Origin of the sequence: Clostridium tetani (assembly GCF_900167265.1) — a bacterium.
GTDB lineage: Bacteria > Bacillota > Clostridia > Clostridiales > Clostridiaceae > Clostridium_G > Clostridium_G tetani.
The window spans coordinates 195,220-208,930 of the sequence record NZ_FUWT01000004.1 but is presented as its reverse complement, the minus strand read 5'-3'; the positions used below and the strand labels follow the sequence as shown (position 1 = coordinate 208,930).

The following is a 13,711-nucleotide window of genomic DNA, read 5'->3' as shown; positions in this document are numbered from 1 at the left end:
CACTAATTAATTTATGTACCTTTTTTCTTGTTTATGTATATTATTACTTTTTATGTTTTTTGTAAACGTATCGTAAAATTTTAAAAACCCATGTTTTTTAACTCCATAGTTGTATTCTTCTAATAGAAAATCTTCAGTTTCTTCTAGTTCCATAAGTTCATCTAAATTCTCCATGTTTAAACTAGCCAAATATTTGTCTATTAATTCATTTACTTCTTCTTGTGTCATATCTTCTATGTCATATCCATCTTTTTTTATTAGGAATAAAATTTCTTCAGCAAGTTTTATTATCTCTTCTTTAAATTCTCCCATTAAATCTCCCCCATTCTTATGTAAATATATTCTACCTTTTAATAACAATTCCTCCTTATTTATAAATATATTCAAATAACTCATAAAAGTTCATGCTTTTTTTATAAAATTAATTTATTATTAATAATTCATTTTTTGTTTTGTCTGTGATATAATATAAGGAAAATTTAAATTAGAGAATAGGAGAAATTCACATGAAGAAAAGTACTAGAGACGCATTTGTTATCGGATTAGCACTATTTGCTATGTTTTTCGGTTCTGGAAATTTAATATTCCCCCCCTATCTTGGCAAGCTTGTAGGAAATAATTATCCTATAGCTATATTAGGTTTTCTTATAACTGGAGTTGGACTACCTCTACTTGGTATTCTTTCCTGTGCTAAAGTAAATGGCACATTTAGGGATATTGCAACTCCTGTTGGAAAAATTTTTGCAGTAGCTGTAACCACATCAATTATTTTAGCCATAGGCCCTATGATTGCTATTCCAAGGACAGCAGCTACAACTTATGAATTAAGTATACAACCTTTTTTTCCAAATATAAATATAACTACCGCTATTATAGTCTATTTTTTAATTAATTTAGCATTTGTACTCAGACCATCATCAATAATAGATACTATAGGTAAATTCTTGACACCAGCACTTCTTATTTTATTATTAACTATAATAATAAAGGGAATTTTAGTTCCAATTGCCCCTATTGAAAATATTTCTTTTACAAATGTATTTTCAAGTTCTCTTTTAGAAGGCTATCAAACAATGGATGCTACTGCTTCAGTAATTTTTGCATCCATAATAATAGCTGCTGTTAGACAAAAAGGATACAATGATGTTTCAGATATAATAAAAATAACTTCTTTATCTGGTATTATTGCAGTTATAGGACTTGGAACAATTTATGGTGGATTAATGTATCTTGGAAGTCAAACTGTAAATATATTCCCTGCAGATATAACTAAAACTGCCCTACTTACTCAAATAACCCAAATAATATTGGGTAGAACAGGTTCTCTATTCCTTGCTTTAGCTGTTGCATTAGCATGTATGACTACCTCCATAGGACTTACCTCTTCAGCGGCTAAGTATTTTGAAGATATAACCAATGGAAAATTAAAATATAAAGTGAATGCTATAGTGATTTCAATTATGAGTATATTAATTGCCTCTTTAGGCGTAGATGACATTGTAGCTTTTGCAGTTCCTGTACTACAAATATTATATCCTATAGTAATAGTTTTGGTTATATTAACTTTCTTAGGATTTAATCATAAGACTATTTTAACTATAACAGCTTATACTACATTATTTGTAGGTATTTTAGATAATCTAAAATCTGTAGGATTAAATATTGGATTTGTAAATAAATTCATTTCACTTATTCCTTTATCTAATATAGGTTTTAGTTGGTTAATACCTGCTGTAATAGCATTTTTATTTTCTCTAGTTTATGTAAAATTAAAAAGAAATACAGCAGTTAATGAATTTTAAACAAAGAATCAATATAAAAAATAGCCTGCTCCATTAAGGTACAGGCTATTTTTTTATTCAATTATTTACTTCTTTATTTTTATACCTAATTCATCTAATTGTACTTCATCTACTACATTGGGAGCTTCTGTCATTGGGCAGAATGCATTTTGATTCTTAGGAAAAGCTATTACATCTTTTATGTTTTCAGTTCCACTTAAGAACATTATCATTCTATCAAATCCAAAAGCTAATCCTCCATGTGGTGGTGGTCCAAATTTAAAGGCTTCTAGTAAAAATCCAAATCTTTCCCAAGCTTTTTCTTCAGTAAATCCTAAAACCTCAAACATTTTTTCTTGAAGCTTAGTATCGTGTATTCTAATACTTCCTCCACCTAGTTCTTCTCCATTTAATACTATGTCATAAGCTTTTGCTCTAACCTTCCCTGGATCTGTATCAAGATACTGTATATCTTCATCCATAGGTGCTGTAAATGGATGGTGTTCGGCTTCCCATCTATCTTCTTCTTCATTGTAGGATACCAATGGGAATTCTGTAACCCATACAAATCTTAGTTCATCATTATCTTTAAGTAGTCCTAGTTCTTTAGCTAAGTGAAGCCTTAATTGACCTAAGCTTTGTTGTACTACTTTTTCTTTAGCATCTGATACTATAAGTATTAAATCTCCTACTTTTGCATCCATTTTATCAATGATTGACTTTAATTCTTCCTCTGTTAAGAATTTAGCTATAGGTGATTTTATTTCATCTTCCTTGTAAGCTATCCATGCTAATCCTTTAGCTTTAAAAGTTTTTACAAAATCTCCTAATTTGTCTATTTGTTTTCTTCCCATACCTGCACAATTTTCAGCTTTTATAGCACTAACAGTTCCCCCATTGTCTATAACTTCCTTAAATACTTTAAAGCTAGTTTCTTTTAATACATCATCTAAGTTTTCTATTTCCATTCCAAATCTTAAATCTGGTTTATCTGATCCATACTTACTCATAGCTATTTTATATGGCATTCTTTCTATAGGTAATTTAATATCTTTACCCACTACATTTTTAAATACATATTGTATTAATCTTTCATTTAAATCTATTACATCATCCATTTCCACAAAAGACATTTCTAAGTCTATTTGTGTGAATTCTGGTTGTCTATTAGCTCTTAAATCTTCATCTCTAAAACATTTTACTATTTGGAAATACTTATCAAAGCCTGACACCATTAATAATTGTTTAAATAGCTGTGGTGATTGCGGTAATGCATAGAACATCCCTGGGTAATTTCTACTTGGAACAAGATAATCTCTTGCACCTTCTGGTGTACTTTTAGTAAGCATAGGAGTTTCTACTTCTAAAAATTCTTCCTTGTCTAAAAAGTCTCTAACAGCCTTTGCTGTCTTATGTCTTATTTTTAATATTTTTTGCATATCTGGTCTTCTTAAATCCAAGTATCTGTATTTAAGTCTTATATTTTCTGCTGCATCTAAATCTTCTTTTATGTATATAGGAGGCGTTTCTGATTCTGATAAAATCTTTATACTTTCCCCCTGTAATTCAACTATTCCCGTTGGTAAATTTTCATTTACTGCTTGCCTTTTTATTATTTTTCCTGTAACAGCTAAACAATATTCTGATCTAACTGTATCTGCTTTTTCAAAAGCTTCTTTATTTATTTCCTCTCCAAATACCACTTGAAGAATTCCATCTCTATCTCTTAAATCTATAAAAATTAATCCTCCAAGATTTCTTTTTCTTTGAACCCATCCCATTACTGTGTGTTGTTCATTTATATTTTCTTCTCTTAATTGTCCACACATAATGGTTCTTTTTAGTCCTTTTAATGCTTCTCCCATTTTTCTTCCTCCTCATATCAATAATGCTATTGGCTAAATAAAAATTATTATTTAATAAAGTTCTTCTAGTGCATGAACTTTTCTTTTAACCATTTCTTCTACTCTTTTATTATACTCTATTACATCCTTTACATTAGGCACTCTTTTGATTCTATTTTCATCTCTAAATACAATTTTCGATACTCCATCAGCTCCTAATGCAATTATTGTCTGTCTTTCCTCTATCATTTGTATATTATATATGCATTCCTTACCTTTTATGGAGTAACCTACATTTTCCGCATTTCCTAACATATTCTTTTGTCTGTACATATAATAGGGCTTCATATTTAATTCCTTTGCTAAATCAGAAGTTCTTTCAAATATTTCATTTAATTCATTTTGATCTGAATTTAGTACTTTTTCTAACCTGTGGTAGAGTGTAGATCCCCTTTTTATTGACATACCATGAACTGTTAAACTATCTGGTTTTAATTTTAATATCTTTTTATAGGTATTTTCAATATGAGATAACCCCTCTCCTGGAAGTCCTACAATTATATCCATATTTATATTATAAAAACCTAGTTCTCGTGCCTCATTAAAGCTTCTAATTACATCCTCCACTGTATGACTTCTTCCTATTACCTTTAAGGTATCATTATTCATACTTTGAGGATTTATACTTATCCTGGTAGTATCATACTTTTTCATAGTTTTAAACTTTTCTTTGTTTATACTATCTGGTCTACCACATTCCACTGTAAACTCTTTTACATTTCTATTGCATATAAAGTTATTATATATTTTTTCCATTATATATTCAAATTCATGATTATCAACAGAAGTAGGCGTACCACCACCAAAATAAACAGTTTCTATTGTTAAATCTTTTTTATCTATATATTTTTTAATTTCTTCTATTTCAAAACTTAGACACTTTATATATTCTTCTACTAATTTTTTATTTTTCCCAATAGGATTTGATGTAAATGAACAATATAAACATCTTGTAGGACAAAAGGGCATACCAATATATATACTTATAAATTTATCTGACTTATTCACAAAGGTTTCTTCTCTTCTAGCAACATCTATACACAGTTGAGCCTTTTTTTTAGATGTAAGATAATTTTTATAGTAATAATCTAATATATCTTCAAAAGATTTATTTTCGCTCAACAAAGAAAGAGCTATTTTACTAGGTCTTATTCCAATTAAGGTTCCCCAAGGAAAGCTCTTTCTAGTTTCATCTTTTAAATATAAATAAATTGACTTTTTTACATTATCTTTTTTAGGTATACTTTCATCTATTAGATATTTTTTATTATTGTTTATTCCCTTTATATTAATATAACTATCTTCTACAGATATAATATAATTAGCTTCTTCTCCATCTACAAAATTAATTTCTGTATTGGGAAAAAATATATTAAATAATTGATATATTCCGTATCTATATTTTGCATGATTTAATTTTATATCTAGTTTTATATTTATAATCATTATATCTCCTTATTTCTATAAAGTTTATAGGAAAGGATTAGATATTTTTTCTTTACCTACAGTAGTTTCCATTCCATGACCTGGTAATACTAAAGTATCTTCTGGAATAGTCAGTATTTTTTCTTTTATATTCTTTATTAATATTTCAAAATTCCCTCCATAGAAGTCTGTTCTTCCTATAGATCCTTCAAAAAGAGTATCTCCTGTAAATATTATATTTTCTATTAAAAAGCACATTCCACCTAGGGAATGGCCAGGTGTTTCTATACATTTTATTTCTTTATCTCCAATTTTAAAGGTATCTCCTTCTTTTATTTTGATATCAGCTGCTCCACAGGTTTGAGAATTGCCAAACAAATCCATACCTTTTAAAATTGATTCTTCATCTTTTTCATTTATACCTACTGGAGCTTTTAGTGAATCTTTTACTTCCTTAACTGCACTTACATGATCTACATGACCATGAGTTAATAATATATATTTTACCTTACAATCCATCTTATTTACTGTTTGTAAGATTAAATTAGCTTCATCACCTGGATCTACAATTATACCTTCCTTACTCTTTTTATCCATTAATATATAACAATTAGCTTGATACATCCCCACAGGGATTCTCTTTAATTCCACTTTATCACTCCTAAAAAACTTTTTTACTATCTATCATCAGGGTAACTGGACCATCATTCTCTATGGAAACTAACATATCTGCTCCAAATTCACCCATTTGTACTTCTCCTAAGACTTCTTTACACTTCTTTATAAATTCCTCATAGAGTTTTTTCGCTTCTTCCCCTCCAAGAGCTTCTATAAAGCTAGGTCTTTTCCCTTTTCTACAATCTCCATAAAGAGTAAATTGTGATATTACAAGTAATTCTCCTTTTACATCTAATAGAGATTTATTCATTTTACCACATTCATCTTCAAATATTCTAAGTCCTAATATTTTATCTACTAAATATTCTATATCTTTTTGAGTATCACCTTTACATATTCCTAATAAAACATTTAATCCACCTTTTATACTTCCTATAATTTTTCCATCAACTTCTACTTTTGAAGATTTGACCCTTTGTACTACCACTCTCACTTATATCACCTCTAATTTTTTGTCCTATATACATCAGTTATACCATTTAATTTTCTTATTTTCTTCATAAGATTTTCTAGTTGTTCTATATTTGATATTTTTAATTTTATATTTATTAATGCTTTCTTTTCTCTAGTAGTTTTAGCATTTATTGCGTATAAATTAGCTCTTTCAATATTAATTATATCCATAACTTGAGTTAATAAGCCATCTTTATCCTCGGATTCAACTTCTATCTCTGCTATATATTCTCCTGAGCTATATCCTATCCAATTTACTTCAATTATTTTGCTTATGTCCTCATCTATTAGGTTTTGCAGGTTTTTGCAATCCCTTCTATGAATAGATACTCCTCTACCTTTAGTAATATACCCTACTATTTCATCTCCTGGCACTGGATTACAACATTTTGAAAATCTAACTAATATATTATTCTGTCCTTTTACTTCTACCCCTAGTCCGTTTCCTTTTTTTCTTTTTGATTTTTTATTATTGATCTTATTGGCTTTAGTATTTTTATTAAAATCTTCTATTACCTCTTCATTTGAAATATTAGCCTTATGATTATGCTCATGTTGTTCCTTAAATTTTAAAACGATATTAGATGCTATTAATTCACCTATTCCAACTGCTGCATATAAATCCTCTATGGAGTTGAAACTGTATTTTTTTAATATTGTATTTAAAAATTCTCCCTTTGAAATTTCTCCAAAATTATACCCTTGTTTTTTAGCTTCTTTTTCTAAATATTCCTTACCCTTACTTGTATTCTCTTCTCTTTTAGCTTTTTTAAACCAAGATTTTATTTTACTTTTAGCTTGATTGCTTTTTACAATATTTAGCCAATCTATACTTGGTCCTTTAGAATTAGATGATGTTATTATTTCCACAATTTCACCAGTTTTTAAATTATAATCTAAGGGTACCATCCTATTATTTACTTTTGCCCCTACACATTTATTTCCTATATCTGTGTGTATTTTATATGCAAAATCTATAGGAGTAGATTTGCTTGGTAGATTAATAACTGAACCTTTTGGTGTAAATACAAAAACTTCATCAGAAAATAGATCTATTTTGAATCCTTCCATGAATTCAGTAGCATCTGATGTTTCTCTTTGCCACTCTAATATTTCTCTTAACCAAGTAAGTTTTAGCTCCATATTGTTTTCTTCAGTTATTCCTTCTTTATATTTCCAATGGGCTGCTATTCCATATTCTGCTGTTTTGTGCATTTCAAAAGTTCTTATTTGTATTTCAAAAGGTTTTCCCTGTGGCCCTATAACAGTTGAATGTAAGGATTGATACATATTAGGTTTAGGCATTGCAATATAATCTTTAAATCGTCCTGGAATAGGTTTATACATAGTGTGTACTATACCTAGTGCGGCATAGCAATCTTTAACTGTATCTACTAATATTCTTATGGCTGTTAAATCAAAAATTTGATCTAAAGTCTTATTTTTATTAATCATCTTTCTGTATATGCTATAAAAATGTTTAGGTCTTCCTTCTATATCGGATTTTATACCTGATCCTTCAAGACTTTTTGTTAATTCATTTACTATTAATTCTATATATGCTATTCTTTCAACTCTTCTTTCTGCTATTTCTTTGACAAAACTGTAGTATTCATTAGGATTTATATATCTAAAAGCTAAATCTTCTAATTCCCATTTTATTTTAGATATGCCCAATCTGTGAGCTAAAGGAGCATATATATCAAAAGTTTCTTTTGCCTTTTCTTTTTGTTTTTCTACAGGCATATATTTTAATGTTCTCATATTATGCAATCTATCTGCTAACTTTATGAGTATTACTCTAACATCTTGTGCCATAGCCAAAAGCATTTTTCTTACATTATCTGCTTGCTGCTCTTCTTTGCTTTTATACTTTATTTTGCCTAATTTAGTTACTCCTTCTACTAAATCAGCCACTTGTTTATTAAACTCTCTTTCTACATCTTCATAGGTATATTCAGTGTCTTCTATTACATCATGAAGAAGACCAGCTACTATTGTATCTGCGTCCATACCCATATCTGCTAAAATGCAAGCTACTTCTACAGGATGAACTATATATGGTTCTCCTGATTCTCTTTTTTGTTGTTTATGAGCTCCATTAGCAATTTCATATGCTTTTTTCACTAATTCTATTTCTTCATTGGAACAATTTTTTTCTATTTTTTTTATTAAATTTTCAAGCATACTTTACTCTCCTAAAATCAATGGCTGGTTAATAAAACCAGCCATTATTTTTTACTAATATTATATAATATTCTGTAGAAACTTGCAATTTAAAAGTGTAACCTAACTTTTTTATATATCATATTGCACAAGTGAAGATATATCATATTTTCCTAACTTTTCTCTACCCTTTAAATCTGTTAATTCAATTAAAAAATTAATAGATACTATTTCTCCACCTAAGGACTCTATCATTTCAATTACAGAGCATATAGTTCCTCCAGTTGCTAGTAAATCATCTGCTATAACTACTCTTTGTCCTGGCTTTATAGAATCCTTGTGCATTTCTAATTCATCACTACCATATTCTAATTCATATTTAGAGCTAATAGTAGTACTTGGAAGTTTTCCTTTTTTTCTAACTGGTACAAAACCTGCACCTAATGCATAGGCTAAAGGTGCACCAAATAAAAAACCTCTAGCTTCAGGTCCTACTACAACATCAACATTTTTATCTTTAAGTTCTTCAACCAAAGTGTCTATTGTATATTTAAAAGCTTCTTTTTCCTGTAATATAGTGGTTACATCTTTGAAGCTAATGCCTTCTTTAGGAAATCCTTGTATTACTCGAATTTTGTCCTTTAAATCCATTTATTATTCCTCCCACTCCTTAATTTTAAAAAACTGTGTTGCAGTTTTTTTATTTAATGCAAAGCTTGATTAACTTTTTTTCCTTCTTTAAATATTTAACTATTTGTTCTGCTCTATCTATATTTGATGTAGTAAATAATTCTACAGTTATTCTAGAATTATCTAATACTCTTGGACTATTAGAGCTTGGCATTAGATCTTCTAAAATCATATTTATATTTTTAAAAGTTATCTTTTTTTCTTTATTAACCTTAGCTAAAGCTTTCAATCCATAGTTATTAGTAAAATTTATATGATAAAGACCCTGTTCTACTATAAATTTATTTTCTCCAACATAAGGAGGTTTAGTAGAGGATACCCCAAGCATAATTAAATCTAAATATTTATGTACACATTTCATTTGATAATAACATGAAATAGCTTGCACTAATTTATATACAACTCCTGAACTTGTTAATTCTTTGAAAGGATATGTACAATCTTTTTGATTTGGATTTATCATTAAAGTATTTGGTACTTCATCTCTGCATTTATGATAATCAGTAATTATTACATCTATACCCAATTTTTTGCATAGTTCTATTTGGTCATAAGAATTACTCCCACATCCTGCAGTTATCATTAAATTTGTGCCCAAAAATTTTACATGGTTTTTTACTATATCCGAATTTATTTCAAAATTATCTTTACATCCATCAGATATAAAATATTCTACATCTGCATTTAAATATTTTAAAACGAGAAATAATACGGATACAGCCGCTATACCATCTAGGTCATAACAACCATATACAACGATTTTTTCTCTTTTATTTACTGCCTTTATTATTCTTTTTAAAGCTTCATCCATTCCTTTCATTAAAAAAGGATCATGCAGAGTATACTCATTAACCAATTGTACTACCTTCCTTTTGTATTATATTTATATATTGAAAAGCATATTATATTATAATTTAAAATGTTAGTTTTGACAAATTATTTTACTATTTTCTTTAAAATTAAAAAAACAGAGTTGAAAAAACTCTGTTTTTTTAGATTTATCTCAAAGCTTTACCTTTTTTTCTAAATATTGTCCATAAAGGACTTGCTATAAATATAGAAGAATATGCTCCACAAATAACTCCTATTAATAAAGGTAGGGCAAATTCCCTTACTGAAGGTACAAATATGTAAACTGCTGCTATAGTAAATAACGTTGTTAAACTTGTATTTATAGATCTTGTCATAGTTTGAGCTATACTTATATTTGCAATTTCAACTTCATTTGCTTTTCTATTTCTCTTACTATTTTCTCTTATTCTATCAAATACTACTATGGTATCATTTATTGAATATCCTACTATAGTAAGTACCGCAGCTATAAAGCTTGAATTTATAGGTATTTGGAATATAGCATATATGGATATAGTTATTAATATATCATGTACAAGAGCTAATATAGCTGATAAACCAAACTTAAATTCAAATCTAAATCCTACATATATGAGCATAGCAATATTTGCAATAACTAAAGATAATATAGCCTTTTGTCTTAATTCTTTACCTATTGAAGCTCCAATACTTTCTTGGGATAATAAATCTTCATCTTTTAACTTATATTTATTTTTTATTTCATTAAACATAGGTTTTATTTGTTCATCTTTTAAAGAGTTACTTCTTATTTCTAATTGTATATTATTATCTTTGTCACGAGCCTCATTAGTTGTGTAATCATTTGTGTATTTTTTTAATATTTTTTCTACTTCAATCTTATCAAATTCTTTGTTCATTTTTATTTGAACTAAAGTACCACCTTTAAAGTCTATACCGTAGTTCAATCCATCTTTTATAGCAAAAACTAATCCCAATAACATAATAGCTAAGGATATTCCAAACCATATTTTGGTTTTTTCTATAATCTTTAATGTTTTCATTTATTCTACCCTCCTCTTTGCACCAAAAGCTGCTAAGCTATTTAACAATCCAGCATTTACAGCCAATTTAAGTAATTGTCTTGTAACTATTACTGCTGTTAACATACTTAGCACAATACCTATCATAAGAGTTAGGGCAAATCCTTTTACTGCTCCTGTTCCTAAATTATATAGAACAATTGCAGCAATTATTGTAGTTATATTTGAATCCATTATGGAAGTTAATGCTCTATTAAATCCTGCATCCACAGAGGATCTTATGGATTTTCCTGTGCTTAATTCTTCTTTTATTCTTTCAAATATAAGTATATTAGCATCTACTGCCATACCTATTGTTAGTAAAAGTCCAGCTATTCCTGATAGAGTAATAATAGCATCTATGGAAACAAAAGTTCCAAGTACCATTACTATATATAACACTAATGCTATATTTGCAATAAGACCTGGTACTCTATAAAATAATATCATAAATAAAAATACAAGTCCTATACCTATTCCTCCTGCCTTTATACTTAAAGGTAGTGCATTAGATCCTAGGGTTGCTCCTACAGTTTTTACTTCTACAGGCTTTACAACTACTGGAAGTGCTCCTGATTTAATTATGTCAGCTTGTCTTTTAGCTTCTTCTAAGCTTTTACTTCCTTCAATTATTCCTTTACCATCTGGTATAACACTGTTAACTACAGGATTTGTTAATAATTCTTCGTCCATGTATATAGCAATTTGTTGACCTTTAAATTTATTTGTAGCCTCTGCAAATTTTTTTGTTCCTTCATTTGTTAATTCAAAGCTTATAATAGGTTGTTTTGTTTCTTGATGCTGCTGAGGTGATGCATCTTTTACATCTTTACCTGTTAATATAACTTTTTTATCTGGTCCTACAAATTTTAATTCTCCAGTTTTTCCTACAGTCTCTATAACTTCTTTAGTATCATATATTCCTGGTATTTCTATTCTTATTCTTTTTTGTCCTTCTTTAGTTACAGAAGTTTCACTTACACCTAATTTATTAACTCTCATAGATAAAAGTTCTATGGTTCTATCTATTGTAGCTGCATCTACTTTATCACTTTGTATTTCTTCTACTAAGGACACTCCCCCTTGAAGGTCCAATCCTTTTTTAATGGTTTCTCCAAAAGATTTTACTTTATAACCAAATATATTATTTATTCCAAAAGCACCCACATAAGCTAAAGATAATATTACTACAACACTTAGTGTTAATAGAAAAGCACTCTTGCCCTTGCTGGATTTCTTGTTTCTCATGTTTCTCCTCCTCACTTAAGTTAATATGGTAAACAGTTACTTAATTAACTATTATTCCATAACATTGTATTTTAGTGCTATTGCACATTCAATTCTTTTCTTTTGCATTTCACATCCTAATTTATATGGTTTTTTAATATCTTTATTAAAATTATAGTTGTTGGATTGACATCCTCCACTACAATAAAATCTAGCCCAACATTCTCTACATTCTGGTTTGAAATATATGTTACCTTCTTTGAAATACTTTTGTAGTTTTTCGTCTAGTACATTTTCTTCTACATTTCCCATTTTAAATTCTTCAATACCTACAAATTGATGACATGGATATATGTCTCCAGATGGAGTTATAGCCACATATTCATGCCCAGCTCCACATCCAGATATCCTTTTATATACACAAGGTCCTCCTTGTAGATCTATATTAAAGTGATAAAACTTAAAATTCTTTCCTTCTTTTTTAGCTTTAATCATTTCACTACATAATTTATCATATTCTTTAAATATCTTAGGTAAGTCCTCTTCTCTTAATGAAAGAGGATGTTCTTCTGGAAGGACTACAGGTTCTATGGATACTTCATCAAATCCTTCATTTACTAAGTGCATAATATCGTTAAAAAAATCTAAATTTTCTCTTGTAAAAGTCCCTCTCACATAGTACTGTTTATCCTTATCTCTCATTTTTACCATGGATTTTATTTTAGGAAGTATCTTATCGTAACTTCCTTTGTTATCTCTTGTAATTCTTACTCTATCATTAACTTCTTTTCTACCATCTATACTTAGTACAATATTCCCCATATTTTCATCTATATATTTCATTATTTCATCATTTAATAATGTACCATTGGTAGTCATAGTAAATCTTATTACTTTATTATGCTTTTTTTCTTCTTTTTTTGCATATTCTACTATTTCTTTTACAGTATCAAAAGCAATTAAAGGTTCCCCACCAAATAGGTCTACTTCTATGTGATTTCTTGGTCCTGAATTTTTTATAACAAAGTCTATTGCTTTTTTTCCTATATCCGCTGTCATAAGTTCTCTTTTTCCTTTATATTCTCCTTCGTCAGCAAAGCAATATTTACATCTTAAATTGCAGTCATGAGCTATATTTAAGCATAAAGCCTTTATATAGGATTCACCCTCTCCTGCTTTTAAACCTATATCTTCGTAAAGATCCTTTGAATATAAAAGTTCTTCTTTTATTAGTTCATTTACTTCTTCATATACTTCATTTATTTCTTCTTCTGTATATTTTTCCCTATATTTATCTAATATATACTTTTTGCTCATTAAAGAGTCTTGTCCTACAATATCATAAACTAATTCATCCACTACATGGATAGCACCTGAGTTCACATCTAAAATATAATAATCATTTTCTTGTTTAAATTTATGTATAGTGCTCAAAATTTTTTCCTCCTAAATTAATTAAAGTACTAATTTTTATAAAATTTAAAGCAGTAACTTG

12 protein-coding genes are annotated in these 13,711 nt (G+C 28.4%); 1 reads left to right on the top strand and 11 read right to left on the bottom strand.

Features of this window, described 5'->3' with window-relative positions:
- Positions 1 to 6: 6 nt before the first annotated feature.
- Complete coding sequence (locus tag B5D21_RS04455) at positions 7 to 312, bottom strand: hypothetical protein (RefSeq protein ID WP_128993095.1); 306 nt, start codon at positions 310 to 312, stop codon at positions 7 to 9.
- A gap of 194 nt (positions 313 to 506) precedes the next feature.
- Between B5D21_RS04455 and brnQ the strand changes: the two genes are divergently transcribed.
- Complete coding sequence (gene brnQ / locus B5D21_RS04450) at positions 507 to 1,802, top strand: branched-chain amino acid transport system II carrier protein (protein WP_011100340.1); 1,296 nt, start codon at positions 507 to 509, stop codon at positions 1,800 to 1,802.
- Positions 1,803 to 1,867: 65 nt separating this feature from the next.
- On the opposite strand, the gene aspS is transcribed toward brnQ, so the two are convergent.
- The 10 genes from aspS to scfB all read right to left on the bottom strand — a co-directional run bounded on the left by aspS (position 1,868) and on the right by scfB (position 13,650).
- On the bottom strand, positions 1,868 to 3,646 hold the full coding sequence (gene aspS, locus B5D21_RS04445) for an aspartate--tRNA ligase (protein ID WP_011100341.1): 1,779 nt from the start codon (positions 3,644 to 3,646) through the stop codon (positions 1,868 to 1,870).
- Positions 3,647 to 3,697: 51 nt separating this feature from the next.
- Positions 3,698 to 5,119 carry a coproporphyrinogen III oxidase gene (locus B5D21_RS04440; RefSeq protein WP_035124405.1) on the bottom strand — a complete coding sequence of 474 codons (1,422 nt, stop codon included), beginning with the start codon at positions 5,117 to 5,119 and terminating at the stop codon, positions 3,698 to 3,700.
- A 36-nt stretch (positions 5,120 to 5,155) separates the two neighbouring features.
- Positions 5,156 to 5,761, bottom strand: a complete 606-nt coding sequence (locus B5D21_RS04435) for an MBL fold metallo-hydrolase (protein ID WP_011100346.1) — start codon at positions 5,759 to 5,761, stop codon at positions 5,156 to 5,158.
- A gap of 10 nt (positions 5,762 to 5,771) precedes the next feature.
- Positions 5,772 to 6,221 (bottom strand): D-aminoacyl-tRNA deacylase, encoded by a 450-nt coding sequence (gene dtd / locus B5D21_RS04430; RefSeq protein ID WP_011100347.1) that lies wholly within the window; start codon positions 6,219 to 6,221, stop codon positions 5,772 to 5,774.
- Positions 6,222 to 6,232: 11 nt separating this feature from the next.
- Positions 6,233 to 8,428 carry a RelA/SpoT family protein gene (locus B5D21_RS04425; protein WP_035109045.1) on the bottom strand — a complete coding sequence of 732 codons (2,196 nt, stop codon included), beginning with the start codon at positions 8,426 to 8,428 and terminating at the stop codon, positions 6,233 to 6,235.
- A gap of 111 nt (positions 8,429 to 8,539) precedes the next feature.
- Entirely contained in the window at positions 8,540 to 9,058 is a 519-nt protein-coding gene (locus B5D21_RS04420) for an adenine phosphoribosyltransferase (protein ID WP_011100349.1), read from the bottom strand.
- Between the two features lie 49 nt (positions 9,059 to 9,107).
- Positions 9,108 to 9,917 carry a DHH family phosphoesterase gene (locus B5D21_RS04415; RefSeq protein WP_078688076.1) on the bottom strand — a complete coding sequence of 270 codons (810 nt, stop codon included), beginning with the start codon at positions 9,915 to 9,917 and terminating at the stop codon, positions 9,108 to 9,110.
- A gap of 178 nt (positions 9,918 to 10,095) precedes the next feature.
- Complete coding sequence (gene secF, locus B5D21_RS04410; RefSeq protein ID WP_011100351.1) at positions 10,096 to 10,971, bottom strand: protein translocase subunit SecF; 876 nt, start codon at positions 10,969 to 10,971, stop codon at positions 10,096 to 10,098.
- On the bottom strand, positions 10,972 to 12,237 hold the full coding sequence (gene secD / locus B5D21_RS04405) for a protein translocase subunit SecD (RefSeq protein ID WP_035109040.1): 1,266 nt from the start codon (positions 12,235 to 12,237) through the stop codon (positions 10,972 to 10,974).
- A 51-nt stretch (positions 12,238 to 12,288) separates the two neighbouring features.
- A complete protein-coding gene (gene scfB / locus B5D21_RS04400) occupies positions 12,289 to 13,650 on the bottom strand; it encodes a thioether cross-link-forming SCIFF peptide maturase (RefSeq protein ID WP_011100353.1) in 1,362 nt (453 codons plus the stop codon).
- Positions 13,651 to 13,711: the final 61 nt, after the last annotated feature.

Excerpts from the sequence above, each read along its gene's own strand:
- B5D21_RS04455 (WP_128993095.1), bottom strand. The coding sequence starts at position 312 with ATGGGAGAATTTAAAGAAGAGATAATAAAACTTGCTGAAGAAATTTTA.
- brnQ (WP_011100340.1), top strand. The coding sequence starts at position 507 with ATGAAGAAAAGTACTAGAGACGCATTTGTTATCGGATTAGCACTATTT.
- aspS (WP_011100341.1), bottom strand. The coding sequence starts at position 3,646 with ATGGGAGAAGCATTAAAAGGACTAAAAAGAACCATTATGTGTGGACAA.
- B5D21_RS04425 (WP_035109045.1), bottom strand. The coding sequence starts at position 8,428 with ATGCTTGAAAATTTAATAAAAAAAATAGAAAAAAATTGTTCCAATGAA.
- B5D21_RS04420 (WP_011100349.1), bottom strand. The coding sequence starts at position 9,058 with ATGGATTTAAAGGACAAAATTCGAGTAATACAAGGATTTCCTAAAGAA.
- B5D21_RS04415 (WP_078688076.1), bottom strand. The coding sequence starts at position 9,917 with ATGAAAGGAATGGATGAAGCTTTAAAAAGAATAATAAAGGCAGTAAAT.
- secF (WP_011100351.1), bottom strand. The coding sequence starts at position 10,971 with ATGAAAACATTAAAGATTATAGAAAAAACCAAAATATGGTTTGGAATA.
- secD (WP_035109040.1), bottom strand. The coding sequence starts at position 12,237 with ATGAGAAACAAGAAATCCAGCAAGGGCAAGAGTGCTTTTCTATTAACA.